We start from the raw sequence: 25,931 nt of genomic DNA, 5'->3' as shown, positions 1-25,931 counted from the left end.
ATGGCGGATGCAGCAGTAGCCAACAAGACCGTTAAACTGGAGATTACCCGCCAGGACAAGCCGGATTCCCAGCCTTACACGGAAACATTCGAAATCCCATACCGGGCGAATATGAATGTCATTAGCGCATTGATGGAGATTCAGCGTAACCCGACCACTGCTGGTGGCCAGTCGACCTCCCCGGTATGCTGGGACTCCAACTGTCTGGAGGAAGTCTGCGGCGCATGCTCCATGCTCGTAAATGGCAAACCAAGACAGGCGTGTACCGCACTAATCGATAAGCTGGAGCAGCCGATCAAGCTGGCACCCATGAAGACCTTCCCGATTGTTCGTGACCTGATCGTCAACCGTGAGCGGATGTTCGGCGCGCTCAAGCGGGTTAAGGCGTGGATTCCAATCGACGGTACGTACGATCTGGGTCCTGGTCCACGGATGAACGAAGCCAAGCGTCAATGGGCTTACGAGCTGTCCAAGTGCATGACTTGCGGCGTATGTCTCGAAGCCTGCCCCAATGTCAATGACCGTACCAGCTTCATCGGTCCGGCAGCACTCTCGCAGGTCCGGCTGTTCAATGCTCACCCGACAGGGGAGATGAACAAGGACGAGCGACTGGAGACATTGATGAGCGACGGCGGCATCGAGGGCTGCGGTAACTCACAGAACTGTGTACGCGCATGTCCGAAGGGCATTCCGCTGACAACGTCGATTGCAGCGCTCAATAAAGATACAACCAAGCATATGTTCAAGAAATGGCTGGGCATGTAAGTCATTTAATATTCAATGGCTCTCTGTGGTGTCTCAGGACATTGCAGAGAGCTTTTTTGTTAGGGTTTGTATGTCCAGAACATCTACTTGAAAATGATTCTCATTATTAACAATATAATCGTTGTCTGTTCATCTGTCAATCGTCGCGCCCAAAGAAGCCGGTTGGCCACATGGCCAACCGGCTTGAATCGCAGGGTAGATTAGCTATTTCATCTTGGGCCGTGGGCCGAACAAAAGCCAGACCGGAGGCAGCAGACGATATAAAGTAACGAGCAGGATCGCTGATCCCAGCAGCGCGAAGACAAAGCCTCCGGCTTTCCAGACATGATAGATCACTGGCGTCAGCTGATTCGGCGGATACGCTCGGTAGAGCAGTAATAGCATCGGATGAATCAGATAGATGCCGAAGGACAAGGCGGCTAGACGCTGCAGGCTGCTGATCATCAGCTGTGGGCCAGACTTGTACAGCTTATAAGCCAGCTGGGTCAGGACTAGAATCGAGGTCATTGTAAATATATTGTAGCCCAGTTCATACCAGGTGGAATTCACGATCATCCATTCTGTGCGATTCGCATACCAGAGCCAGATATACCCTACTGAAGCAATAATCCAGGTTAACCAGAGTGTGCCCTGAGCCAATCTGAAGGTGCGAGAGCCTGAGCTGGCCAACGGAGTAAACCATGACTTGATACGCTCATAGTAGATACCGACAAATACCCCCAGCATAAAAGGGGCAAAATACGCCAGCGAGACACTGCCTTTGGATGGGACATCGAGCCATACCTTATTGACGAAATAAAAGGCCCATTGAACACCGAAACCGACAGCAATCGCCCAGCGCCCCAGCTGCGGCCAGCGCTGCAAAGCGAATAAGAGCAAGGGGAACAGCAGATAAAACTGGATCAATACAAAAATATAATACAGATGCGTATAGGCCGTTCCGTTCAAAAGCCTGCCTAACAGGTCCGGAATCATCACACTTATTGGCGCCAGGTCATCATTTAAGGCTTTCCTGACAAAAAAGAATAGAATCGAAATTAGAAGATACGGAATCAGTATTTGCATCAGCCGTTTGGAATAGAATATTCTCAGCATAGATGCTGTGATCGGCTTACGGTAATAATTATAGAACAGCACAAATCCGGTCAAAAATATAAAGGCCGGTACGCAAAACATGGCAAATGTGTTCAATGCCACATAAACGGGATAGGCCTTGGAGGTCTTCTCCACCATAGCAATCGCTTCTGAGGTGGCATGCACCATAAGCACGCCTAAGATACTGAACGCCCGGAGAAGATTGAATTCTTCTACGATGGGCCGTCCTTTTGCCTCGTTTGCCATGCAACATCCGTCCCTTCCCGATAGCATCAGTACTCTTGATGTTCATCAATCCGTACCCTTCCTCTTTATAAACCAATTCGGCGGGTTTCTATCAAGCGCAGGGTCGGATACAGGGTTGCTGAGCAAAATCTAATGGGCGGGGCACAGTAAAAAGCCCATGCCGCTGTCAGCTCTGACGAGGGCATGGGCTTGCTTATGGCAGGAGGCGGAGGGTCACATCCAATGTTCTCCCCAGCCTTGAATGGATTGAATGACGGGCTCCAGACCGCGTCCTTTGTCTGTCAATTCATATTCGATGCGGACCGGCATCTCAGGATAGACCGTCCGCTTCACGATATCCATGGTCTCGAGCTCCTTCATGCGGTCCGTCAGCATTTTGTCACTCATATCAGGGATCTGTTCCTTCATTTCTTTAAACCGTTTGGGCCCGTCCAGCAGAACCCGGATGATAAGACCCGTCCACTTTTTGCAGAGAATCTCCGCCGCGGATTCATACTTCGGACACATTTTTGAATAGTCCACAGATATCACCCCACTTTATACAACTATTGTAACACGCCGGCCCCCAAAACGTAAGGCAAATTTGTAAAAACATAATAAACTGCTTAATATATATATACTAACCTTTATAAAGCTGTTTGAATCGGTTAAGTAGGGGTAAGTTGATGCAAGCAGATCAAAGGTTTAGACTAGCAATAGACAGGTGAAACCCAGGATAGGAGGCGTTTTATGATGAAGCAAAGGATCGAAAAGGATTCGATGGGCGAGATCGGCGTCCCCCAGGAACGGTTGTGGGGAGCGCAGACCGAAAGAAGCCGTCATAACTTCCAAATTGGCAGTGAACGCATGCCCCGAGAGCTGATTCATGCCATGGCGATACTGAAGCAGAGCGCCGCCAAAGCCAATAAAGAGCTCCAGACGTTGGAGGGCGATCTGGCTGATCGCATAGCAGAAGCAGCAGAGGAGATCCTGCAGGGGCGTTGGGAAGATGAGTTTCCTTTGTCCGTCTGGCAGACCGGGAGCGGCACGCAAACCAATATGAACCTCAATGAGGTCATTGCGCGCCGGGCCAACCAACTGTTAGAGGCAGCAGGCAGCCCCGGTACAATTCATCCCAATGACCATGTAAATCGATCACAGAGCTCCAATGACACGTTTCCGACCGCCATGCATATCGCAGGCAGTCTGGCGATAGAAGAACAACTGCTGCCAGCTCTTGAGGGCTTGACTGCAACACTTGAAGGCAAGCGTGCTGCTTTTCAGTCCATTATTAAGATTGGACGCACGCATTTGCAGGATGCTACACCACTCACGCTGGGTCAAGAAATCAGTGGATGGGTACAGATGCTTAAGAAAGCTGCCCGGATGATCCGCACCAGCAAGGAAGAATTGGCGGAGCTGGCGATTGGCGGAACGGCGGTCGGAACAGGTCTCAACAGTCCTGCAGGCTTCGGTGAACGCACGGCAGCACTGATCAGCGAGCGAACAGGGGGACACTTCCGCAGCGCCGACAACAAGTTCCATGCTCTGACCAGTCATGACGAGCTGGTCTTCGCGCACGGCGCGCTCAAAGCGTTGGCAGCCGATCTGATGAAAATTGCCAACGATGTCCGCTGGCTGGCCAGTGGCCCCCGCTGCGGCATCGGCGAGCTGACGATTCCAGCCAATGAACCGGGGAGCTCCATTATGCCGGGCAAAGTCAACCCGACCCAGAGTGAAGCCCTTACGATGATTGTGTGCCAAGTAATGGGGAACGATGCGGCAATCGGGTTTGCGGCTAGTCAGGGCAATTTTGAGTTGAACGTATTCAAGCCAGTGATCATCTACAATTTCTTGCAATCGGTACGGTTGCTGGCAGATGGCATTCGTTCCTTCGACCGGCATTGCGCCAGCGGTATCGAGGCCAATGAAACGCGAATTGCAGAGCTGCTCAGCGAGTCGCTGATGCTGGTCACTGCCCTTAATCCGCATATCGGTTATGAGAATGCAGCAACGATTGCCAAAAAAGCGCACTTGGAAGGGATAACGCTTCGAGAGGCGGCAATCGCGAGCGGACTAATCAGTGCAGAGAAGTTTGATCAAGTGGTCCGGGCAGAGGATATGGTGCATCCTGCCGAGAATTAGTAAGACTGGCGGACAATACGAACAACCTCTAAAAAGCGCAGAAGGGAGGGGATCGTCATGGCCGAAAATTGGGGATTTTTTGAACGGCGGACCGATCGGGAGCAGATGCGCATACTCGTTAATTTGGCTTGGCGCGAGCAATCACCACCCCCAGGCCATACCGAGCTATTATCTGCAACAGTAAACCTAATGCAGCTCATGTCCGAGCATAAGGACAGACGAGAGGCCGTGCGCGTGCTGGAGCGACTGGAGTCGCAGCTCGAGGAAGCTGCGGAGGCGTCTATGAAGGCCGTCTATATTGGCCGAATCAATACGGCCAAACGGCTGGAATTCTATTATTATACACCACCTCACCAGGACCAGCATGAGAAGCAGCGTGAGCTTCGTTCCTTGTTCCGGGATTCTGGAATCGTCTATTACAGCAAACCAGACTCGGACTGGTCCTTCTATCGCTATCTGCTGCCGGATGCCCTGGAGGAAATGTACATTCATAATGCTCAGATGGTATACGCACTTATTCATAAGGGAGATCATATCGAACGCCCGCGTCATGTCTATCACTGGCTGTTGTTCAAGCAAGACGAAGACCGCAGCGCGATGAAGCAGGCGGTTGAGGGGCTGGGTTACACGGTAGAGGACGGCAAGGTGCCCGAGGAACGGCCCGGGTACCCGTACTCCCTCGTTGTGAGCAGGTGGGAGGATGTACGGCTGGAAACGGTCAACGAACGGGTAGGCGAGCTGCATGAGCTGGTAGGCAAGGTAGATGGCAGATACGATGGCTGGGGAGCCATGCTTCGCCTCTCCTGGCTGAAACGGTTGCGATTGTCTGCTGGCCGCAAAATCGGCTCCATGCAGGCTGTGAAGCGTTGGTTCGGCCGACCGGGCGAGAAGGGCTAGAGGCGGATAATAATCAGCCCGGCCATTGTGCACACAAAAGCAGCAGTTTGCAAGGGCGTCAGACGTTCTTTGTAAATCAGAATGGCCCCGAGGGCGATAACCAGCGCGTTGGTGGCAAAAATCGGGGCAGCCAGACTTGCCTTGCCCGTCGCGAGCGCCATTGCATACAGCTGTAGTCCCCCATAAGAGAATACACCCGCCAACAGTCCCCACCGCCAGCCAGTACGCCGTGCAGTCACATCCTGCTCACGGAGAATCGGCGGCAAAAACCACAGCGCAGACAATAGATATGCAGCCAGCAGGATCAAGGTACCATCCAGCTGTAATTCTTCGGTTACTTTAAGCCCGCCGTTGCGGAGACTGAAGAGAAAGATGCCTGCTGCAACGTACAGCCCCCATGTTCTCTCCTTAATGGTGTACGACTCTTTACGTCGAATAGCAATCAGGACAACCGCCAACAGAAGCAAAGCGACACCTGATAATTCTCCTCTCGTGATTGGCTCATGATATACCCAGGTTCCCATTAGAATCACAAGAATAATGTTCATATTGACGAGTGGTGAAGTTAATGAGGCGGGGCCATAGGCGAGTGCTTTCATAAATACGGCATTGCCCCAGGCCGAGCCTGCGCCGATGACGGCGCCTGCAACCCATATACGCCAGTCTGCGAAGAGACCGGCTAACGATCCGCTGACAGCGCCATGGACGGCAAAACCTACCGTACCGCTAATATAGAGCGCAAGCAAGAGCGCGGCGTTGGACCCGCCCCGCATTTGTGAAATCTTCATCGCCAGACCTGCTAAGCCAAAAATAAAGGCGCTGCCGACGGCAACCAACATCCACATGATCTCATCATTCCTCGTCTCGTTAGCATTTGTTACACAAATGAAATATTGCTGTTATCGTTCGTTCACAATGATCGGCTATTATAATAAACAAGACCCCCTTTTTTTTATATAAACTATTGGGACCCGCCGAGGCGGGTCCATTTTTTTTGCGCTAATCCAGCGGCACCACAACAGGCTGCTGCTGGCGGTAGAACACCCACTCCCGGTAACCAATCTCCCTCAGCCTGGCGCGCACCAGCTCCCAGTCCTCGCCGATCCGGCAAGGGTTGTGAGCATCCGAGCCAAAGGTAACCTGAACCCCGTAATGGAAAGCCCGCTCAAGAATTTCGTCGGACGGATACCAGCCACCGACATCTTTGGTGCCGCCAGACGTATTAATCTCAATGGCGACTCCACATTCCGCAATCGTGGCCAGCGTCGCATCAATAGCGGACGCTGCAGGAATTGCGGAGAACGCCGGATAATACCCCTTCATCGCATCGATATGGCCAAGGATCTGGAAGAGTCCGCTCCGGGCCGACTGACGGATCAACTCATAGTAATGCTCTTTGTGCTCGATTTTGGCAGCTTCGTCGAGCCCTTTCCAGCGGTTTCGGTTAAAAATGCTGACGCCCTTCGTCTGATGGACGGAGCCGATAATATAGTCAAAGGGATAAGCGGCGTAAGACTGGCGATAGATGTCCAGGTGTTCCGGGAAAAAATCAGACTCGACGCCCAGCAAAACTTCAATTCGGTCGGCATATTGGGCCTTTAAGGCTAACACCTCGTCGATGTAGCTCTGAAAATGGCTCTTGCCCATCGCAATATAAGGGTGGGGTTGATCCTCGGCGCTGGCAAAGTAGGGTGAATGATCAGAAATGCCGATGACTTGAAGCCCGGCTTCAATTGCGGCAAGAATATAATCCTCAATAGCCCCCTCTGCGTGTCCGCAGCGAAGGTGATGGGTGTGAAGATCAAATTTCATGGCGATTCCTCCTGTTCCATCGTCTTATTCCGTGCTGATAAATTGGTCCTCGGGCATGCCTTTGAGGTCGCTCAGGAACTGCTGCATGGCTGAATTGAGATAACGCCCGGATTTGTAAATGACGCCTACGGGGTGGCTGAGCTCCAGCTCATTGACCTTGATCATCTTTAGTGTACCCAGACCAAGCTCCTTGGCAATCGAAAGCTTGGACACAACAGCTGCCCCGAGATTAATCTCGACCATCCGTTTGACTTCCTCACTGCTGGATAACTCCATGACAATATTGGGCTCGATATTGTACTTGCGGAACATCTGATCAATAAAGCGGCGGCCAAGCGTATCCGGTGAGAGCATAATAAACGGCAGGTCTTTGAGTCGGTCAACGGTCGTATGCTTAAGATGACTCAGTTCGTGGTCGCTAGAGACCACCAGTTCATATGTATCATAGTAGAGAATGGAGGATTCCAGGTTAGGATTGCGTTCACCCAGATAAGTAATGCCAATATCGACGATGCCGTTCTCCACGCTTGGCATGACCATAGACGAGGGCATGGAATGAATGGTCGTCTTAATGAGTGGGAATTGATCCTGGAAGTACGATAGGACGCGCGGCAGAATCTGAATGGCGATTGTCGCGGTCGTCCCAAGCGTAATATGGCCTTGTGGGGTGTCGCTCAGATCGGATAACTTCTGCCGCAGCTCTGCGACAATGGCAAGGATGCGCTCGGCATGGTCAAGGAACACTTTGCCTTGGTCTGTGAGCGTGACAGGCTGGTTCCGGTCAAGCAGGATAACCTTGAATTCGTCCTCGAGGCTTCTCATCTGCGCGGAGACCGCAGGCTGGGTCAGATTGAGCTGTTCGCCTGCCTTGCGAAAGCTCATGGTGCGGGAGATGGTCAATAGCGTTTCGAGCTGGCTGATGTTCATCGGCATTCCTCCTGATCAAAGACCGTAGAATTACGGTAGCTAATACTCTATTATAGGCGATTGCAGGAGATTGGGCAAAGCTGGGGCTTTGGCCGTGTAGCTCGGACGAGGTCATTCTTTACCCAATCTTAAACACGATAAAGGGAGGAAAAGCAAAGCCGCCGTCGAATGTTTTGGTCCAGCTGTACATAAAGAGGTAGTTCAACTCGAATATATGAAAGGGGTAGTGAGGTGAAACGCAAAGCGATTCGCGGCTGGTTAATGTATGACTTTGCCAACTCGGCCTTCGCGACGACAATTCTTGCCGCGGTGATGCCGGTGTTCTATGAAACGGTTGCCGGTATTGATCTGCCAGGCAACAAGGCAGAGGTCTATTGGGCCAATACCCAGACGATCGCCATGCTCTGTGTGGCCATTCTCTCGCCGATCCTTGGAGCCATTGCCGACCATATCGGCGCAAAAGTCCGTTTTCTCGGCGTCTTTATGCTGATGGGGGCGCTTGCCAGTTCAGGCTTGGCACTGGCGGGAGAAGGCGACTGGCTGCTGGCTTCCATACTGGCAATCATCGGCTCCATCGGATTTTCGGCAGGCAACACCTTCTATGATGCGCTTCTGCCGGAGCTGGCTGAGGAGAGCAAGCGCGATGAAGTGAGCAGTCAAGGCTATGCCTATGGTTACATTGGCGGCGGAGTGCTGCTGGCGATCAACGTTGCCATGATCCAGGGCTGGGAAATGTTTGGCTTTCCAAACCAGACGGTCGCTACCCAAGCCGCATTTGCTACAGTTGGCATCTGGTGGCTGGTGTTCTCGATTCCACTATTCCGCAACGTGAGGGACGTCCCAAGGGCCCATGGCGAGCGAATTGGTTCCGTGGTACGTACGGGTGTGCGCCGGCTCGGTGACACGATGCGAGGGATTGCCCGGTTCCCAGAGCTGCTGAAGTATATGATTGCCTATTGGTTCTTCAACAACGGCATTAATACCGTCATCATTATGGCGACCATCTACGGCAGTGGCATTGGAATCGAGATGATGCATCTTATTATCGCGCTGCTGATTACACAATTTGTCGGTTTCCCGGCAACCTTGGCCTTCGGCAAACTCGCCTCGCGGACTGGAGCGAAGCGCGCGCTTTATGCCACCTTGCTATTCTATATGGTCATTGTCACGCTCGGTTATTTCATGACCAATGCCGCGTATTTCTATGCACTGGCCGTCATGGTGGGTTTGGTGCAGGGCGGCAGCCAGGCGTTGGCCCGCTCGCTGTATGCCAATCTGGTACCAGCCTCGAAGGTGGCGGAGTTCTTCGGTTTCCTGAGCTTGTCGGGCAAGTTCTCGTCCGTCGCCGGGCCGCTGTTATTCTCCATCGTCGGCACACTGACCGGCTCGAGCAGGTTGGCCATCCTGTCGCTGATCGCCTTTTTCGTCATTGGCATCGTACTTCTCAGGTTTGTTAGTCTGGAGAAGGGGCGCAGGGAGGCCTTGGCCTTTGAAGCGCGTATTGGTGGTTAAATAGCAAACACCTCGTCTATGCGACGAGGTGTTGATTCTACAGCCAATCCTTCTTGCGGAAGAGGTAGAACATGCTGGCCGCGAGGAACAGCATCATCCCGATCAGAACATAGGCGCCATAGCGGAAATGAAGACCGGGGATGAAATCAAAGTTCATGCCGTAGATGCCCGTAATAAAGGTGAGCGGCATGAAGATGGTTGTCAGCGCAGTGAAGATGCGCATAATTTCGTTGGCCCTGCCGGCCAATGAGGACTGATACGCCTCTCGCAAGTTTCCCATCAAATCGCGGTACGTATCAAAGGTTTCCACGACTTTCACCGCATTCTCATAGACGTCGTTGAAATACGGATTGAGCTTGGAGTCAATCAGTTTCAGCTCTTTCTTGTGAAGCGTCGAAATCACCTCGCGCTGCGGCCCGAGTGTTTTCTTGAGCCACAGAATCTCGCTTCGCAATCCGATGATTTCGGTCAAATGTGATTTCTTGGTACGCATCAGAATGTCTTCTTCGAGTTTCTCAATCTGGGCCTCAATCCGGTCCCCGACCAGAAAATAATTGTCTACCACCAGGTCGAGCAGATGGTACAGGAAGCGGTCGGGATGATCAACCTCATGCTCCCACAGCAGCGGCTTGAGTGAACGCAGCTCGTTGATTTTCTGGTCCGTGACCGTAATAATATAATGCCGGCCCAAAAAGATATTGAGCTCGCGCAGGAAAATTTCCTCGTCATCGAAGCGGATACTGTTCATGACAATAAAATAATGGCCGTCGTAATATTCAATCTTGGGTCGCTGCTCGGCTTCGTTGAGGCAGTCCTCAACCGCCAGGTCATGCATCCGGAATAACGGCTGCAGGACAACCAGATCGTCAAGATCCGCATCGACCCAATAGAAGCCCGAAGGAGGCGGAGCCAGCGCCGTCTCGATGTCCTCCACGACCGTAAACACGCCATTTTGCACCCACCGGATTTTCATCTCTCGCAGCTCCTCCCACTGATGACCTTCTTCGATTATACTTCCATCCCCCGGGGCGGACAAGCCCGGCTGCCAGTGCTTTTCTGAAGTATATGCGGCAGGAGCGGACGCGGTGCTTCACGGAGCATTCATGTGACGGTATATCAGGTACAATCCATATATGTTCTGTGTAAATCGTCTTGACGTGTATAACGGAATGCGCTAAAGTAAACGATAGATACTAGGAACGTTAGACCATACCAACAATTGCATATGAACTTTCTTATCAAGAGCAGGCGGAGGGACTAGCCCGATGAAGCCCGGCAACCGGCATATTTATATGTACGGTGCTAATTCTTGCGGAGACCGGTGGTTTCTGAGAGATGAGAGAGGCGTCTGAGCTCTGCCCATACGACCCCCTCTCTGACCAGAGGGGGTCTTTCGTTTTATAATCATGCGTAATCAAAGCCGGGTTTTGAACAACCCTTAAAGGAGTGATTCCTGTGCCTATCAAAATTCCTGACAGTTTGCCTGCCAAAGAAATTCTAAACAACGAGAATATTTTCGTCATGGACGAGAGTGTCGCCTATCTGCAGGATATCCGTCCGCTGCGAATTGCGATTCTGAACCTGATGCCGACTAAGGAAACAACGGAGACACAGCTCCTGCGTTTGATTGGCAATACACCACTGCAAGTTGAGGTTGTGCTGCTGCATCCAAGGACGCACGTCTCCAAGAATACATCGTCTGAGCATTTGGAGTCGTTCTACAAAACATTTGATGAGATTTCCCATCTTCACTACGATGGGCTCATTATTACAGGAGCCCCGGTTGAGCATCTGCCATTCGAGCAAGTCACCTATTGGGAAGAGCTCAAGACGATTATGGACTGGAGCGCCCGTCATGTGACGTCAACACTGCATATTTGTTGGGGCGCCCAAGCTGGCTTGTTCCATCATTATGGCATCGAGAAGCATCTGCTTCCGGAAAAACTATTCGGCGTGTTTCCTCACACCATCGAGAAGCGCAACGTCAAGCTGCTGCGGGGATTTGACGAGATGTATTTTGTCCCACAGTCTCGTCACACCGAGGTGCTGCGAAGCGATATCGAACAGGTCGCGGATCTGGAGATTCTATCCGAGTCGCCGGAAGCGGGCGTTTATATCGCTGCTTCCAAGAACGGCAGACAGATTTTTGTTACCGGTCATTCCGAATATGATCCATTGTCGCTGAAGTGGGAGTACGATCGGGATTTGGCAAAAGGTCTTCGCGTAGCGATCCCCAAGAACTATTATCCAGGCGATGACCCGTCCCGTCAGCCGCTCTCGAGCTGGCGGGCACACGCGAACCTGCTGTTCTCCAACTGGCTGAACTATTACGTCTACCAAGAAACCCCGTACGAGCTGGAGCTGGGTGCAGGCATTTAAGCTCTGGACAATCCGTATGAAGCAACTTACTACTTCGCATGTTAAAGGAGACTGTTATCTATGAAGATTGAAAGCCGTCTGGCTCAGATCGGATCGGTGCAGGAGCCGGTTACCGGCGCTGTCAGCTATCCCATCTACCAATCCACCGCCTTCCGTCATCCCCGTCTGGGGGAAAGTACCGGATTCGATTATGCACGAACCAAAAGCCCGACCCGTACGGTTCTGGAGCAGGCAGCCGCTGAGCTCGAATCCGGCGATGCCGGCTTTGCTTGCAGCTCGGGCATGGCTGCACTGCAGACCATCTTTGCTCTGTTCAAGCAAGGCGACCATCTGATTGTGTCCCTGGACCTGTATGGTGGTACATATCGCTTGCTGGAGCGCATTATGAGCCGCTTTGGCGTGACAGTGTCCTACGTGGACACGAATGATATTCAGGAGATGGCGAACGTGGCACGTCCAGAAACTCGGGCTATCTTAATCGAGACACCGACAAACCCGCTTATGATGATTACTGATCTGGCTGCCGTGTGTAACTGGGCCAAAGAGCAAGGGTACTTGACGATCGTCGACAACACGCTCCTGACTCCATATTATCAGCGTCCGCTTGAACTGGGAGCAGATATTGTTATCCACAGTGCAACCAAATATTTGGGTGGCCATAATGATGTGCTGGCTGGCCTGATCGTGACCAAGGGTGAAGCGTTGTCCCAGGAAATGGCGATTCTTCACAATTCAATCGGCGCCGTGCTCGGACCGCAGGATTCGTGGCTGCTGATGCGGGGCATGAAGACGCTGGCGCTGCGCATGGAACGGCATCAATACAATGCTACCCGCCTCGCAGAGTATCTCTTGGCGCATGATGCCATTGAGGAAGTCTACTATCCGGCGCTCAAGCATCATCCCGGCCATGAGGTTCAAAACCGTCAATCATCGGGCAATACGGGGATTTTTTCTTTCCGCTTGAAGGATGCCCGTTATGTGGAGCCGGTGCTGCGCCATATCCGACTCATCGCGTTCGCAGAGAGTCTGGGCGGCGTGGAATCTCTGATGACCTATCCTGCGGTGCAGACGCACGCCGATATTCCAGAGGAGATTCGTCGCCGGGTGGGCGTGGACGATCGGCTGCTGCGGTTCTCGGTAGGCATTGAGCATGTCGAGGATCTGATTGCTGATCTGGCTCATGCCCTCGAAGAGGCGCGTCTGGAGATCGCAGCGCAATAGAGCAAGCCGGCGGTGCCCCGTGGATGACGGAGCGCCGCCGTTTATGTTATGATAGAGAGTAATATGCAAGGCAAGTACAGACACCGGCTTGATGCGGCGATCTGTCATGGAGAAGGAGGCTGTTCCATGCCAACTATAGATACCATACTTAATCAGACTCTAGCAGGCCAGCGCCTGCAAGTAGACGATATCATCACGCTGTTTGAATCCGATCAGATCGAGAAGATGGGGCACGCGGCCAACCAGATTATGCTTCGCAAGCATCCCGAGCCGATTACCACCTTTGTGGTCGGACGCAATATAAACTATACCAATGTATGCGACGTCTATTGCCGATTCTGTGCTTTCTACCGGGCACCTGGCTCTGAGGAGGGCTATGTCCTTCCAGATGAGACGATATTCGCAAAAATTCAAGAGACGATTGATGTCGGCGGTACCGAGATTCTGATGCAGGGCGGAACGAATCCAAATCTGTCCTTCAGTTATTACACGGACCTGCTGCGCGGAATCAAGCAGCGTTTCCCAGAGATTACGATGCACTCGTTCTCGCCTGCAGAGATTCGCAAGATGCAGACTGTCTCAGACGGATTGTCCCTTGAGGAAGTGGTGCGCCAGCTCCATGAGGCGGGCCTGGATTCTCTGCCTGGCGGAGGCGCCGAGATTCTCGATAACCGGACCCGACGCAAGATCAGCCGCCTGAAGGGAACATGGGAGGACTGGATTGAGGTCATGTCGACCGCTCACCGGATCGGCATGAACACGACAGCGACTATGGTTATCGGGTTTGGCGAGTCGATGGAGGAGCGCGCGCTTCACCTGACACGCATTCGTGACTCCCAGGACATCTGCCTGGCGAACGGTTATGATTCCACAGGTTACTTGGCCTTCATTCCGTGGACCTTCCAGCCGGACAACACCAATATGAAGCGGGAGAAAGCGACGCCGGAAGAGTATCTCAAGACATTGGCAATCAGCCGTCTGGCCCTGGACAACATCGATAACTTCCAGTCTTCGTGGGTGACAATGGGTCCGGAGATCGGTAAGCTCTCGTTATCGTATGGCTGCAATGACTTCGGCAGCACGATGATCGAGGAGAATGTAGTCTCGGCTGCTGGAACGACACACAAGGTCAACATCGAGCTGATCTTGAAGCTGATCCGCGAGTGCGGCAAGATTCCAGCCCAGCGCAATACCCGTTACGAACTGCTCAAAGTTTACGACGAGTCCGATGCGGTTGCCCGCGACTTCATGATGCAGAACTAATCATACAACCTTGTAGCCCGGCCACTTGGCCGGGTTTTTCTTTCCATCACCCTTACTTTTGGAGGTACATACCACATCCTTCTTCGTATACTCGCTTCCCCTCAACCATATACTGTTCAGGTAGGGAAGATGCAGTCGCTTGGGGTATCACAGCTGAGCCTGCGCGGAGGTGGGAAAGCGATGGAACTGATAACAATCGGGATCGCTCCCGAAGGGGAGCAAGCGGTATGGAAGCTGTCGAGATGCCTCAGCGAAGCATTTGCTCCTCTCACAATGGAGCCAGGTTTGCCCAGTCTGCACTGGGACATTGATACCGACCGTATGGAAGTGGTTTGCCATGCCTCTGCACTCACATACAGTGCTCATGAGCATCGGGCGATGCTCTGTCGCCGCACGGCGCTCGGAATTGCGGATTATATTGTCAGCGAGTTGGAGGCAGGCGTTTTGCGTGGACTCATCAGTCGTCATTATAGTTATGAAGAACCAAGTGATCGTCAGAAGATCGAGGGTTATTGCTGGCAGCTTCTCTATGATGGGGGCAGCGGCGAGGCGCCCAAGAGCGGCGAGCAAGAACGGGAGAAACGCAAGCAAGTTGTAGCCAAAGAGACGGAAGACTATTTGATGACCCATGGCAAGCTGCATATTCACGGTTTTTTAACGTTCCGTTTGTCCGATTACCGCGCTGTCTTGCGCGAGATCGTCCAGTATGCAGTGGACGAGTTCGTGATGGAGAAGCAATACCAGGACTTTCTTGCGCTGCTCCGCTATTTTGTCAGTCTTCAGGAGATTAGATTGCCGCTGGTGCATCTGGTTCATGAAGAGGACGCACGGTTCCGGTTATACGATGCCGAATTTGAGCCGCTTGATACGCTATCAGCCGATCGGTCGGTGGCCGAGATGCTGGAGAGTGAGATGCAGGCGGATGATCGAATTGTCAGTGGCTTGATTGCTTCGTCGCCCCGACGCATTCTCATTCACACTACAGAGCCCCAGCTTCAGGTGATTGCCACCATCGAATCGATTTTTCAGGGCAAAGTTGAGATATGCGGGAATTGCCGGGCTGGAGCCGGGCGGCTGGGTGATTGCCAATCTTAAAAGTAGCCACTTGACCGCCTTGGCACCGGATTGTATAATGTTGTACATTAACAGCATCGACTGAAGACAATGTTCTGCTAGTTGTACGGTCCAGAGAGAGGAAACCCGGCTGCAAGTTCCTTCCGTGGCATTGGCAGAGATACCCCTTCACAGCTGTGCGGCTGAAGCTTGTGTGTTGTGCAAGTGCGTAGGCGGCAACGGATCATCCCCGTTATCGGATGCTCAAGGACTGGCAGCCTGCGTGGCACCGGTTAAATGAGGGTGGAACCACGGGTCATTCAAGCACTCGTCCCTTTTGCGGGATGCGTGCTTTTTTTGCGTGCGCCCGCCGCTTGTCACGATGAAAACGGAGGGAGTAATACAGATGTCGATTGAAATCAAACTGCCAGATGGCGCCGTAAGGGAATATGAAGCAGGGAGCACGATCGAGGACGTAGCCGCTTCGATCAGCAGCGGACTGAGAAAGCAGGCCATTGCAGGCAAGCTCGACGGCAAGGTTGTTGATGTGTATGAGCCGCTGGTACCGGGAGCGACTATCGAGATCGTAACTGTTGATAGCGAAGCGGGACTTGAGGTATATCGTCACAGTACTGCGCATTTGATGGCCCAGGCGATCAAACGCGTGTTCAAGGATCAATCCATTAAACTAGGGATCGGCCCGGTTATTGAGGACGGATTCTATTATGATATCGATATGGAGCAATCGCTCACGCCTGAGGATCTGACCAAGATTGAGAAGGAAATGGAGCGGATCGTCAAAGAGGATCTGCCGATTCGCCGTCGGGTCGTCTCCCGACAAGAGGCATTGGATATCTATACCAAGCTGGAGGACAACCTGAAGCTGGAACTGATCCGCGATCTGCCCGAGGATTCGGTTATCACGATTTACGATCAGGGTGAATTCTTCGATCTGTGCCGCGGGCCTCATCTGCCTTCGACAGGCCGCATCAAAGCTTTCAAACTGCTCAGCGTAGCTGGCGCATACTGGCGCGGCGATGCCAAGAACAAAATGCTGCAGCGGATTTACGGCACAGCGTTTGCCAAGAAATCGCAGCTTGAAGAGCATTTGCATCTGCTGGAGGAAGCCAAGAAACGCGATCACCGCAAACTGGGCCGCGAGCTCAAGATGTTTGGCTTCTCCCGCGAAGTGGGTCAAGGTCTGCCACTCTGGCTGCCTAACGGAGCACGTGTACGCCGCACCATGGAGCGCTACATTGTCGATCTGGAGGAACGTCTGGGCTACCATCATGTATATACCCCGGTATTGGCCAATGTGGAGCTCTACAAGACATCTGGACACTGGGAGCACTACTCCGAAGATATGTTCCCCAAGATGATCATGGATAATGAAGAGCTCGTCTTGCGTCCGATGAACTGTCCGCATCACATGATGGTCTACAAGAGCGATCTGCGCAGCTACCGCGATTTGCCGCTACGGATCGCCGAGCTGGGCACTATGCACCGGTATGAGATGTCCGGTGCTTTGACTGGTTTGCACCGGGTACGGGCCATGACCCTCAATGACGCGCATATCTTCTGCCGTCCGGATCAGATCAAGGAAGAGTTTGCAAGGGTCATTCAGCTAATTCGTCAGGTATACGAGGACTTCGGCATTACCGAGTACCGCTTCCGCTTGTCGTATCGTGATCCGCAGGATACCGAAAAATACTTCCCGAATGATGAAATGTGGGAAATGTCCCAGCGCATGCTGCGCGAGGTCGTTGAAGAGCTGGAGCTGCCGTTCTTCGAAGCCGAGGGCGAAGCTGCATTCTACGGACCGAAGCTCGATGTGCAGATCAAAACCGCACTGGGCAAGGAAGAAACGCTTTCTACTGCTCAGCTGGATTTCCTGTTGCCGGAGCGTTTTGAGCTGGAGTATATCGGCGAGGATGGCAAGAAGCACCGCCCGGTCGTTATCCACCGTGGCATTATCAGTACCATGGAGCGCATGACTGCATTCCTGCTGGAGAATTTCGCCGGTGCGCTGCCGCTGTGGTTGTCTCCTGAGCAAGCCCGGGTGATCCCAGTATCCACTGCTTACGAGGCGTATGCCCGTGAGGTGCAGGAGCAACTCCAGGCAGCCGGAATTCGTGTCGAGAGCGATCTGCGCAACGAGAAGCTGGGCTATAAGATTCGCGAAGCCCAACTGGAGAAGGTGCCGTATATGTTGATTGTCGGCGAGCAGGAGATGAGCGCGCGCTCGGTATCCGTGCGTAAGCGCGGCGAGGGCGACATTGGGGCTCAGCCGGTCGTCGAACTGGCGGGACAATTGGCGGAAGAGATTCGGACCAAGCGAATTTAAGGCGTATAAGATGCTGGACATGGGGGAACCTTTGATTCAGGAGGTCTGACCACATGTCTAAGCATAAACTTACGTTCGCCGGTATTCTGCTGCTGTGGACGCTGACAAGCGGCTCCCAGACAGCAGCTGCCGGGGAACAGCCTGCCGGAGAGCTTCAGGCTGCTGAATCTATCGCTACCATGGAAGTTATGGCAACCGGTTATACAGCAGGCTACGAATCTACTGGCAAACGGCCAGGACATCCCCAATATGGAATCACTTACTCTGGCGTACGTGTACGGCGGGATCATGTATCGACGATTGCCGCAGACCCGAAGGTGCTGCCAATTGGCTCTCTCATCCATATCCCGGGCTATGGCTACGGGGTAGTGGCTGACACCGGTTCGGCAATCAAAGGTCATAAAATCGATCTTTACTTCGATACCATTAAGCAGGTGTATCAGGAGTGGGGCAAGAAAACAGTCACTGTCGAAGTCATATATCGAGGGCAAGGCAAGCTGACCGAGGCATGGCTTAAGGAGATTAACCGGGCCATGGCTACCGATCAGCGGATTCCGATGTCCATGTTGAAGTCTTAAGATTTGAAGATTCATCCCGTGCCAAATTTCGGGGTGAATCTTCTTTTTTTTTCCATCGTTTGATGCTATAATAGGTTCATCAAATGAGAATGTTGATGGGGCGGATTAGACCATGCATGAATGGTTATCTCATGGCCGCGAGACCGGCGGAGCGGACGAGCAGGAAGAGCTGCTGCGCGATCTGTACAACCAGATGATTCGCGTGGCCTATTCCAGGGTGCACAACAAATCGGATGCGCATGATGTGGTTCAGGAAGCGTGGGTTCGTATGCTGCTGAAGCACGATACCCTGCGCGAGCAGAGCAAGCTGGCGGCTTGGGCCAAGACGATAACTGCCAACATTGCATCCAATGTAAATCGCCAGCATTCGTATATACGAGAAGCCGGGCAATGGCTGGAAGATTGGGATGTTCATTCATCGCAATCCCCGACCGAAGCAGAGCTCATGGTGGAGATATCCGAGCTGCTGGGGGCGTTGGATCCCAGGTCTCGGACAATGATTCTCTACAAATTTTATTATGGCTTTAAGGATCAAGAGATTGCCGATGCCATGAATATGCCCATTGGCACAGTCAAAGCGAGAATTCACCGCAGCCGTGAGCGGTTGAAGGCCTGGATTGCTTCGCCTCAACCCGAATGAGCATTTAGATTTCAGCAACTGAGACATACATAATTTTGCGCCCCCCCTCCCATACTATCTGGCAGGGAGGTGATCATCGTGGCTAAGAACAACAAGGGCAAGATCCAGCAAAACCAAAATCAAAATCAACAAAACCAGCTGAATGAAGAGTTCGCAGAAGAGTTGAATGCCAACGTGGCGAACAACAACCCGGCTAAACAAGTGAACAAAAATAACAACAAATAATAGATGCCTGCATACAACAAGAGGAATCCACACCGGATTCCTCTTTTCATTTGTTGATTCATTCGATATAATGTTAATAATTGTAACCTATTGTCGGAATGTGGAGGGGAATCACCAATATGGCTCAAGCATGGTGGAGGACGAAATCGCTTACGGGAGCGAGCGGCCGCAGTCCACAGGAAGAGACTGCTCTGGAAAGACTGGTTAATGAATCTCAGGTGACGGTAGATCAGCTGCAAGCCGCAGTTGAAGAAGTGCAGCTCGCGATGGGCCGGCTGACCGCTATCGCCGACCGTTCCGCGATTCAGGAGGAACTCCTGCGAAGTCAGAGCAAGCAGGCGCTTGAGCGAATCGAAGGAACCTTCTCTTCCTTGCAGGAGGTTGCCGCCGCGGCGGAGCAGATTCAGGATACGTCCCGGCGTTTGAGCGATGAGAGTCGTGAGACCAAGGATGTGGTGCTGGACGTCTGCCGTTCGCTCACGACGACAGACAGGGTGATGAACGAGCTCTATGAGCAGAATATGACCATGAGTCGTCATATCGGCCAATTGATTCAACAGACCTCACGAATTCATGAAATCAATTCCTCTATACATAACATTGTGTCCCAGACTTCCCTGCTTGCGCTTAATGCATCCATCGAGGCCGCGCATGCTGGAGAGGCTGGTCGCGGATTCGCGATCGTTGCCCAGGAGATCAAGAAGCTGGCGGAACAAAGCAGCGAAGCCGTGAAGCGCTCGACTACGATTGTGGAAGAGATTGAGCAGGGCGTGGAGCAGGTTGTCGTTTCCGTGGAAGTGGAGAAGGCGGCAGTGGCAAGCGGCATCTCGGAAATGACGCTGATTAAGGATCATATGGATCGTATTGTCGGTCGTATTCATGAGGTAGATCAACTGGCGCTGCAGTCCAGCCGGGCCAGCAGTGGACAGAGTGAGTTGACGACAGGGACCACCGTCATGCTCGGTGAAGTGGTGGAGACAGTCAACGAGACGCTGCAGCGCGTCGATGAGACACTGGAACTGACAGAACAGCAGCGCGGGCAGATTGGCAAGCTGGATCTGGTTAGCCGCACGTTACAAAAGTCTTCTCATGAGCTCGCGGACTCCATTGGCAGAGCCGGCGTGAAACGCGGGGAACAGCGTGCAATGACAGAAGTGTCAGCATTGATGCGTCAACTGCAGCAATTAACAAGTGACGAAGCGCTGACCTCGCTGGAAGAGACAGCGCATCAGGAGCGGCTGGCAGCCATCATGCTCGGTTCTTCCGATATTGAGGCGGTCTGGTCCAACCGGGCAGATGGCTCTTTCATTTTCTCGTTGCCTGAGGCCGGACTGGTCAATGCCCGCAATCGCGAATGGTGGAAGGCCGCAATCGCGGGACGACCTTTCACTTCGGAGATTTATATCTCCGCTATTACCAAGCAAGCCTGCATGACGCTGTCTCTCCCTATCAAAGACCATACAGGGAAGCCAGTCGGCGTAATTGGTCTTGACGTGCGTGTTGGCAAGTAGCCCTCCAAAGAATGTGTTGCGGCAGCCTGAAGTGAAGCAGGTTGCCTTTTCTTTTGTTGCTTAATTTGTAAATTAATCCCACTCTCTCGGTCTACAGACGTAGGGCCAAATCAACCCGCCGTCCGTTACATCGAACCTTGCTTTTCCGCTATACTAACCATAAGCAGTAAACAAACGGGAGTGATGGTCATGCAATCAGGGGTTTTCATGCGAGTATTTATTGGATTAATGGTTGTCGGTGCAGGTGTATTGTTCCTGTTCAACCAAGCCGGATTCATTTCCTTTGGTCTGGGTGAATTGATACGCACCTTTTGGCCAGTTGTTCTGATCGTCATCGGAATCGGGGGCTTGCTTGACCGCAAGAGCACCTGGGAGTATGCAATTCCGCTCGTTATCGGTATCTATTTCCTGGGCAGCAACCTGGGAATGGTCAATTTTTCTTTTGGCGATTTGATTCGGTATGCCATTCCGGTAGCCATCATTGGCTTCGGTTTAACGATGATATTCAAGAAACGGGACACTGGTAAGGCGCATAAGGAAGAGGAATGGCAGGCATATCCCAACGATCCCTCGCCAATCCCTCCCGCTCCGCCCCTTCATCCGGACCCCACCAAATCAGAGGGACCCTATGAAGCACCGCCAAGCTATGACGATACCAGCCGGGCGGGTAGAGCTTATGAGAACAATCACCAGGACCGCGGTAACTACAATAGCCATGGTCACGAGTACAATCAAGGACATGGGCATGGGCATGGACACGGTCAAGGACATGAGCATTATCACACCAAGTCCGGGCATGGCAGACGAGAGCGCGTGGAATGGTGGAATAATGATCCCGGCGTTCAGACACGTTCGAATTTTATTGGCGATATCCATATGGGGAAGGATTACTGGGAGCTCAAGCCGATGAACATCTCACATTTTATTGGCGATACGACCTTGGATTTAACCAAAGCCCAGATTCCCTACGGCGAGACACGTCTCACCATCTCCGCTTTTATCGGTGACGTGAAGGTGTTTCTGCCCAATGATTACGAGGTTGGCATTGATGTTGTATCCAGCGCCTTCATCGGGGACGCCAAAATTCTGGAGCGCAAGGAAAGCGGCTTTTTCCTCAATACGAGAGTGGAGAGCAAGTCCTATGAAGAATGTGACAAAAAAATTCGTCTGGTCGTCAGTACGTTTATTGGCGATGTCAAGGTAACAAAGGTCGGGTGATTGATCGATGATGGTGCAAATGCTGCGCAGCTCCAAGTGGGAGCTGATCCTGTTCTTTATTCTATCCTCGATTGTGTCTTGTACCCTGTGGTATTGGGGAGGGGGCCTATTAGAGGAAGCGGGGATGGGAGAAGAGCAAAGCCGTCTGACCATCCCGCTCATCGTTATCCTCTTGAACCTGGCTCTTGGCTACTGGGTGGCCCAGCGCTGGCAGCGCCGTATTGATACCTTGCATCTTGCGCTCAAGCAGGCAGCCAATGGCAATCTAGCCATTCGCATCCCGGAGGAAGGGGCTCGCTCGTTTACCGCTGCCTATCATGAGTTCAACGTGATGGCCAAGGCGATGCAGCAGCGGATGCAACTGCTCCAGCGCATCGGTGAGGAACAAGTGATGCGGGAGGCGGCCTCCAATGAGGAGGCGGTGATGGAGGAACGCAAACGGCTGGCTCGCGATTTGCATGATACCGTAAGCCAGCAGCTGTTTGCCATTCATATGTCGGCGTCCTCCCTGCCCAAGCTGCTGGAGATGAATTCGGAGCGATCGGCACAGCTCATGCAGCAGTTGATCGAGATGTCCTCTTCCGCGCAAAAACAGATGCGCGGATTTATTGCGCAGCTAAGACCGATGGAGCTCGAAGGCAAGTCGCTGCAGCAGGCGCTGGACAAATGGTTTCCTGACTACTGCCGGCAGAATCATCTGCAGGGCGTGCTGGATTGGCGGGTTGACGACTCATTGTCGGAGGCCAAGGAGCATCAGTTCTTCCTGATTATCCAGGAAGCGATGGCCAATATCGTCAAGCATGCGTCGGCCAGCAAAGCCACCCTGACCTTGTCCGAGTCGGAGCACCAGTTGATTCTAGTCATTCAGGATGATGGCGCAGGCTTCCGGGCTGACCAGGTGAAACGGGGCTCCTACGGACTGTCAACCATGCGGGAGCGGGCACAGCGGCTTGGCGGCGATGCCGAAATTATTAGCAAGACCGGGGGCGGCACACGCGTGCGTGTGAGCATTCCCAAATACAACGTAAAGGAGCAAGAGGACCATGAGTGAATCCGAGCGCTGGCGGATTATGATCGTCGATGACCATGACATGGTGCGGGCTGGTCTACAAACCTATTTGATGCTTGACCCTAGATTTGAAGTGATTGCTGAAGCTTCGAATGGCGCCCATGCACTGGAGATGCTGAAGGAAGGATTACCGGGGGGGAAGCCTCATATTATCCTGATGGATTTGATGATGCCTGTCATGGATGGGGTGGAGGCCACCCGACAGATTATGGCTTGGGATTCTGGCATGCGTATCGTCATGCTGACAAGCTTTCTGGAGGATGAGAAGGTGGTTGCGGCAATTGAAGCGGGAGCAGTCAGCTATGTCCTGAAGACCGTCTCGGCCGAAGAGCTAATCTATGCGCTATCGGGCGCGGTCAAAGGCATGCCCGTTATGACCAGCGATGTCTCGCAGGCGCTCACACGGGGACTGAGACTGCGCTCGACGCAGGGCGATGATGAGGGATTGACGGAGCGGGAGCGCGAGGTGCTTTTGCTGATTGCTGAGGGACGGACCAATAAAGAGATCGGTGATGAGCTCCATATCAGCATCAAGACGGTGAAGACGCACGTCAGTAATCTGCTGATGAAATGCGAGCTGGAGGACCGGACGCAGCTGGCCGTCTATGCCCATCGCAAGGGTTGGGCAGGCAAAGCCTGACCTATGAATCGATGCGCTGCCTTCGCAGCCATACATAACAAAGTTTGGGCTGGGCAACCTATACAGTAACGAATGCTGTAAAGGAGACGAATGCGATGATCCGTTTGCCTTCCCGACTGGAATCGACCGAACATGAATATATCGAATTGCTGCAGCTGCTAGAACCGCATGAATTTGCACTAGGCGGCGCATGGGATTACAAGCATGGCTCATTAGACCGCTACCTGGACGGCGCTCATAAAGTATGGCTGCGCTTGCCCTTTGATGTGGTGTCCGGGGACCTGGACGTAGAGTCGGCACAGAATGTCAGAATTCGGATGGGACAGCCTTATGTGTTGAAGCATGTGTACAACGAAGGACTGGATCAGGAAGCAAGAGTGAACATCGTCGGCGCACTCTTCGACCAATTCTCGCAGCCGATCGACTCCGACGCAGAAATCGAACCGGAATGGGTCGAAGCGGGCAAAAAACTGCTTGCCCAGGTGGAGCGTTTAATCGCAAGATAACCACAAAAAATCCGGGACTATCAGACCGGGTCGGCCTTCCTGCATATGAGGAAGGTTTTTTTAATTTTATATTCGTTTAAATTCCTTTTAAGCTTCATTTAAGGTACAATGTGCATGATAGATGTAGCGAAACAAACGCTGATATGTCATACCAGCGAATCCCCGCTGAAACGATAAGCACCTGGCACAAATTATCATGTACGGGAGGTAAGCAGCGATGGAAGACAACAACAACAAAAAATCGTACGATGATTTTTTTCGTTCCCGCCATCCCGAGGAACCGAAGGATGAGGAACAGTACGAGCGTTCCGAGGCATCTGAACAAGGAGAGGAGCAGTCGGAGCGGAAACCCTCTTACTACTATTCCTATGGTCCATTCAAGGCTGGGGACGGGCAAACGGAAGGACCTGCAAGCCGTTATCAGGACCAAGGCCGCAGTCAAGCAGATTCTGGCGCTTCGCATCAGACAGATGTACAGATTACGCCGCCGCAGCGTCCTCGTCCGTATGCACCTGTTGCTTCATCCTCGCATAGCGGCAAGAACGGCTGGCAGGTGAAGGAGAAGCGCCGAACCTCGTTTAAAGCGATGTTTGCTTCCTTCCTTGCAGGCGTTCTCGTCGTAGGCACGCTGATGGGACTGGCCGATTATAATAACTGGTTTACCAGCAATGGGATTCTGCCGTCCAAGAACACGGAGCTCGCTTCGACTTCATCGGGAGACAATGCGCCTTCCTCTCCGGTCTCTAGTGTGCTGGACACCTCACGGCCCAATAATATTGCCCAGATCTTCGAGCAAGCCTCACCGGCGGTCGTCAAGATTGAGACCTATGCCTCCGTCAATAACGGACAAGGCGGCTCGCGGATGGATCCGTTCTGGCAGTTTTTCAGAGAACCATCGGCACCGAACGGCGGTGGCGAGAGCACGGTACCTACAGGTGTAGGCTCCGGCTTCATCTTTGAGGATACCGGCTATATTCTGACCAATGAGCATGTGGTCTCCAATGCATCCAAGATTGAGGTTACTCTCCAGGGCTATCCCAAGGCCTTTGAAGCGGAGAAGCTTGGTTCCAGTTACGAGCTGGATTTGGCAGTGCTGAAGATTACAGACGATGAAGCATTCCCTACCTTGCCGCTGGGTGACTCCAGTGCAATTAACATCGGCGACTGGGTGGTTGCCATCGGTAACCCGCACGGCTTCGATCATACGATAACAGTCGGCGTGCTGAGCGCCAAGGAACGTCCGATCAACATCCCGGATGCGCAGGGCGTCAGACAATATGAGCATCTGCTGCAGACCGACGCATCGATTAACCCCGGCAACTCTGGTGGACCTTTGCTGAATACCAGCGGTGAGGTCATTGGCATCAACACGGCGGTTAGCACGGATGCGCAAGGAATCGGTTTTGCGATTCCTACGAGCACGATCAAGGAAGTTGTGGATACGCTCAAGGCGAATGAAGAAATTCCAAAAGAACCGGTGCCGTTCATTGGTGCCGAACTGCGGACCATTACAGAAGATTTTGCCGAGCAGCTGGGACTGGAGGATGTACGTGGCGCCCTTGTAAACCGGGTGTACTACAGATCGCCAGCCTACCAAGGCGACCTAAGGCAGTTCGACGTCATTACCGGCATTGACGGTCAGGACATCGACACCACAGAAACGCTTATTGAAGAGATTCAGAAGCGTCAAGTCGGCGACAACATCACGCTCAACGTTACGCGAGACGGCCGCGCGCTGGAGCTGACAATAGAGCTTGGCGATAAGAACGAGTTCAATCAGGTCGAGCAATAGAGAACAAACAGACAAGTGCACGTCGAGAGAGCGCAGGGAGGCCGCTGGCCGGCCTGCGCTTTCTTTCAGGCTTGGCAGGGGACAGGGTAAGGAAGAGATGCAAAAGGGGGAACT

At 52.8% G+C, this 25,931-nt stretch carries 24 protein-coding genes and 1 riboswitch; of the genes, 18 read left to right on the top strand and 6 right to left on the bottom strand.

Going from position 1 to position 25,931, the window contains the following annotated elements; all coding sequences use genetic code 11:
* Positions 1–765 (top strand): succinate dehydrogenase iron-sulfur subunit, encoded by a 765-nt coding sequence (gene sdhB / locus F556_RS0106135; RefSeq protein ID WP_020616035.1) that lies wholly within the window; start codon positions 1–3, stop codon positions 763–765.
* A 204-nt stretch (positions 766–969) separates the two neighbouring features.
* On the opposite strand, the gene F556_RS33360 is transcribed toward sdhB, so the two are convergent.
* Both F556_RS33360 and F556_RS0106125 read right to left on the bottom strand, forming a co-directional pair.
* A complete protein-coding gene (locus tag F556_RS33360) occupies positions 970–2,106 on the bottom strand; it encodes an acyltransferase (RefSeq protein ID WP_020616034.1) in 1,137 nt (378 codons plus the stop codon).
* A gap of 213 nt (positions 2,107–2,319) precedes the next feature.
* Positions 2,320–2,628, bottom strand: a complete 309-nt coding sequence (locus tag F556_RS0106125; RefSeq protein ID WP_020616033.1) for a winged helix-turn-helix transcriptional regulator — start codon at positions 2,626–2,628, stop codon at positions 2,320–2,322.
* Between the two features lie 210 nt (positions 2,629–2,838).
* Between F556_RS0106125 and fumC the strand changes: the two genes are divergently transcribed.
* Positions 2,839–4,230, top strand: a complete 1,392-nt coding sequence (gene fumC, locus F556_RS0106120) for a class II fumarate hydratase (RefSeq protein ID WP_026297134.1) — start codon at positions 2,839–2,841, stop codon at positions 4,228–4,230.
* Between the two features lie 57 nt (positions 4,231–4,287).
* A complete protein-coding gene (locus tag F556_RS0106115; protein WP_020616031.1) occupies positions 4,288–5,127 on the top strand; it encodes a DUF695 domain-containing protein in 840 nt (279 codons plus the stop codon).
* Here F556_RS0106115 and F556_RS0106110 read toward each other — a convergent pair.
* The 3 genes from F556_RS0106110 to F556_RS0106100 form a co-directional block, all read right to left on the bottom strand.
* Entirely contained in the window at positions 5,124–5,972 is an 849-nt protein-coding gene (locus F556_RS0106110) for an EamA family transporter (RefSeq protein ID WP_020616030.1), read from the bottom strand. The two genes, F556_RS0106115 and F556_RS0106110, sit on opposite strands and share 4 nt — an antisense overlap.
* Positions 5,973–6,126: 154 nt before the next feature.
* On the bottom strand, positions 6,127–6,939 hold the full coding sequence (locus tag F556_RS0106105) for a histidinol-phosphatase (RefSeq protein WP_020616029.1): 813 nt from the start codon (positions 6,937–6,939) through the stop codon (positions 6,127–6,129).
* 24 nt (positions 6,940–6,963) lie between these two features.
* Entirely contained in the window at positions 6,964–7,866 is a 903-nt protein-coding gene (locus F556_RS0106100) for a LysR family transcriptional regulator (protein ID WP_020616028.1), read from the bottom strand.
* Between the two features lie 231 nt (positions 7,867–8,097).
* Here F556_RS0106100 and F556_RS0106095 point away from each other — a divergent pair, with 231 nt between their 5' ends.
* Positions 8,098–9,378, top strand: a complete 1,281-nt coding sequence (locus F556_RS0106095) for an MFS transporter (protein ID WP_020616027.1) — start codon at positions 8,098–8,100, stop codon at positions 9,376–9,378.
* A 37-nt stretch (positions 9,379–9,415) separates the two neighbouring features.
* Here the strand turns inward: F556_RS0106095 and corA are convergent, their stop codons facing one another.
* Complete coding sequence (corA, locus tag F556_RS0106090; protein WP_020616026.1) at positions 9,416–10,351, bottom strand: magnesium/cobalt transporter CorA; 936 nt, start codon at positions 10,349–10,351, stop codon at positions 9,416–9,418.
* Positions 10,352–10,610: 259 nt separating this feature from the next.
* A riboswitch (SAM riboswitch) is annotated at positions 10,611–10,720 on the top strand.
* A 113-nt stretch (positions 10,721–10,833) separates the two neighbouring features.
* Here corA and metA point away from each other — a divergent pair.
* The 14 genes from metA to F556_RS0106020 all read left to right on the top strand — a co-directional run bounded on the left by metA (position 10,834) and on the right by F556_RS0106020 (position 25,817).
* Positions 10,834–11,757: a homoserine O-acetyltransferase MetA gene (gene metA / locus F556_RS0106085; protein ID WP_020616025.1), complete on the top strand. Its 924-nt coding sequence runs from the start codon at positions 10,834–10,836 to the stop codon at positions 11,755–11,757.
* Positions 11,758–11,817: 60 nt separating this feature from the next.
* Entirely contained in the window at positions 11,818–12,978 is a 1,161-nt protein-coding gene (locus F556_RS0106080; RefSeq protein WP_020616024.1) for a PLP-dependent transferase, read from the top strand.
* 126 nt (positions 12,979–13,104) lie between these two features.
* Positions 13,105–14,241, top strand: a complete 1,137-nt coding sequence (gene mqnC / locus F556_RS0106075; RefSeq protein WP_020616023.1) for a cyclic dehypoxanthinyl futalosine synthase — start codon at positions 13,105–13,107, stop codon at positions 14,239–14,241.
* Positions 14,242–14,421: 180 nt separating this feature from the next.
* Positions 14,422–15,336: a putative sporulation protein YtxC gene (ytxC, locus tag F556_RS33355; protein ID WP_020616022.1), complete on the top strand. Its 915-nt coding sequence runs from the start codon at positions 14,422–14,424 to the stop codon at positions 15,334–15,336.
* A gap of 364 nt (positions 15,337–15,700) precedes the next feature.
* Positions 15,701–17,638: a threonine--tRNA ligase gene (thrS, locus tag F556_RS0106065; RefSeq protein WP_020616021.1), complete on the top strand. Its 1,938-nt coding sequence runs from the start codon at positions 15,701–15,703 to the stop codon at positions 17,636–17,638.
* Positions 17,639–17,691: 53 nt separating this feature from the next.
* The gene (locus F556_RS33350; protein WP_020616020.1) at positions 17,692–18,216 is read left to right on the top strand and encodes a 3D domain-containing protein; all 525 of its coding nucleotides are present in this window, start codon (positions 17,692–17,694) and stop codon (positions 18,214–18,216) included.
* Between the two features lie 112 nt (positions 18,217–18,328).
* Complete coding sequence (locus tag F556_RS0106055) at positions 18,329–18,856, top strand: RNA polymerase sigma factor (RefSeq protein ID WP_020616019.1); 528 nt, start codon at positions 18,329–18,331, stop codon at positions 18,854–18,856.
* A 78-nt stretch (positions 18,857–18,934) separates the two neighbouring features.
* Positions 18,935–19,081, top strand: coding sequence for a hypothetical protein (locus tag F556_RS38285; RefSeq protein ID WP_020616018.1), 147 nt, complete (start codon positions 18,935–18,937; stop codon positions 19,079–19,081).
* A 119-nt stretch (positions 19,082–19,200) separates the two neighbouring features.
* Positions 19,201–20,592, top strand: a complete 1,392-nt coding sequence (locus F556_RS0106045; protein ID WP_020616017.1) for a methyl-accepting chemotaxis protein — start codon at positions 19,201–19,203, stop codon at positions 20,590–20,592.
* A gap of 189 nt (positions 20,593–20,781) precedes the next feature.
* Positions 20,782–21,810 (top strand): cell wall-active antibiotics response protein LiaF, encoded by a 1,029-nt coding sequence (gene liaF, locus F556_RS0106040; RefSeq protein ID WP_020616016.1) that lies wholly within the window; start codon positions 20,782–20,784, stop codon positions 21,808–21,810.
* Between the two features lie 7 nt (positions 21,811–21,817).
* Positions 21,818–22,861, top strand: coding sequence for a sensor histidine kinase (locus tag F556_RS0106035; RefSeq protein ID WP_020616015.1), 1,044 nt, complete (start codon positions 21,818–21,820; stop codon positions 22,859–22,861).
* Positions 22,854–23,519 carry a response regulator gene (locus F556_RS0106030; RefSeq protein WP_020616014.1) on the top strand — a complete coding sequence of 222 codons (666 nt, stop codon included), beginning with the start codon at positions 22,854–22,856 and terminating at the stop codon, positions 23,517–23,519. The genes F556_RS0106035 and F556_RS0106030 overlap by 8 nt, the downstream gene beginning before the upstream one ends.
* Positions 23,520–23,614: 95 nt before the next feature.
* Positions 23,615–24,025, top strand: a complete 411-nt coding sequence (locus F556_RS0106025) for a YugN family protein (RefSeq protein WP_020616013.1) — start codon at positions 23,615–23,617, stop codon at positions 24,023–24,025.
* 217 nt (positions 24,026–24,242) lie between these two features.
* Positions 24,243–25,817 carry a S1C family serine protease gene (locus F556_RS0106020; RefSeq protein ID WP_020616012.1) on the top strand — a complete coding sequence of 525 codons (1,575 nt, stop codon included), beginning with the start codon at positions 24,243–24,245 and terminating at the stop codon, positions 25,815–25,817.
* Positions 25,818–25,931: the final 114 nt, after the last annotated feature.

The organism is Paenibacillus daejeonensis DSM 15491 (assembly GCF_000378385.1).
GTDB classification, from domain to species: domain Bacteria; phylum Bacillota; class Bacilli; order Paenibacillales; family Paenibacillaceae; genus Paenibacillus_D; species Paenibacillus_D daejeonensis.
The sequence above is the reverse complement of the archived record's forward strand: the minus strand, read 5'-3'. Positions and strand labels throughout refer to the sequence as shown.

Coding starts and splice junctions, on each gene's coding strand:
- fumC (WP_026297134.1), top strand. CDS start 2,839: ATGAAGCAAAGGATCGAAAAGGATTCGATGGGCGAGATCGGCGTCCCC.
- F556_RS0106100 (WP_020616028.1), bottom strand. CDS start 7,866: ATGAACATCAGCCAGCTCGAAACGCTATTGACCATCTCCCGCACCATG.
- F556_RS0106055 (WP_020616019.1), top strand. CDS start 18,329: ATGCATGAATGGTTATCTCATGGCCGCGAGACCGGCGGAGCGGACGAG.
- F556_RS33360 (WP_020616034.1), bottom strand. CDS start 2,106: ATGGCAAACGAGGCAAAAGGACGGCCCATCGTAGAAGAATTCAATCTT.
- F556_RS0106105 (WP_020616029.1), bottom strand. CDS start 6,939: ATGAAATTTGATCTTCACACCCATCACCTTCGCTGCGGACACGCAGAG.
- thrS (WP_020616021.1), top strand. CDS start 15,701: ATGTCGATTGAAATCAAACTGCCAGATGGCGCCGTAAGGGAATATGAA.
- ytxC (WP_020616022.1), top strand. CDS start 14,422: ATGGAACTGATAACAATCGGGATCGCTCCCGAAGGGGAGCAAGCGGTA.
- F556_RS0106035 (WP_020616015.1), top strand. CDS start 21,818: ATGATGGTGCAAATGCTGCGCAGCTCCAAGTGGGAGCTGATCCTGTTC.
- F556_RS0106110 (WP_020616030.1), bottom strand. CDS start 5,972: ATGTGGATGTTGGTTGCCGTCGGCAGCGCCTTTATTTTTGGCTTAGCA.
- mqnC (WP_020616023.1), top strand. CDS start 13,105: ATGCCAACTATAGATACCATACTTAATCAGACTCTAGCAGGCCAGCGC.
- F556_RS0106025 (WP_020616013.1), top strand. CDS start 23,615: ATGATCCGTTTGCCTTCCCGACTGGAATCGACCGAACATGAATATATC.
- corA (WP_020616026.1), bottom strand. CDS start 10,351: ATGAAAATCCGGTGGGTGCAAAATGGCGTGTTTACGGTCGTGGAGGAC.
- F556_RS0106080 (WP_020616024.1), top strand. CDS start 11,818: ATGAAGATTGAAAGCCGTCTGGCTCAGATCGGATCGGTGCAGGAGCCG.
- F556_RS0106030 (WP_020616014.1), top strand. CDS start 22,854: ATGAGTGAATCCGAGCGCTGGCGGATTATGATCGTCGATGACCATGAC.
- F556_RS33350 (WP_020616020.1), top strand. CDS start 17,692: ATGTCTAAGCATAAACTTACGTTCGCCGGTATTCTGCTGCTGTGGACG.
- F556_RS0106045 (WP_020616017.1), top strand. CDS start 19,201: ATGGCTCAAGCATGGTGGAGGACGAAATCGCTTACGGGAGCGAGCGGC.
- liaF (WP_020616016.1), top strand. CDS start 20,782: ATGCAATCAGGGGTTTTCATGCGAGTATTTATTGGATTAATGGTTGTC.
- sdhB (WP_020616035.1), top strand. CDS start 1: ATGGCGGATGCAGCAGTAGCCAACAAGACCGTTAAACTGGAGATTACC.
- F556_RS0106020 (WP_020616012.1), top strand. CDS start 24,243: ATGGAAGACAACAACAACAAAAAATCGTACGATGATTTTTTTCGTTCC.
- F556_RS0106115 (WP_020616031.1), top strand. CDS start 4,288: ATGGCCGAAAATTGGGGATTTTTTGAACGGCGGACCGATCGGGAGCAG.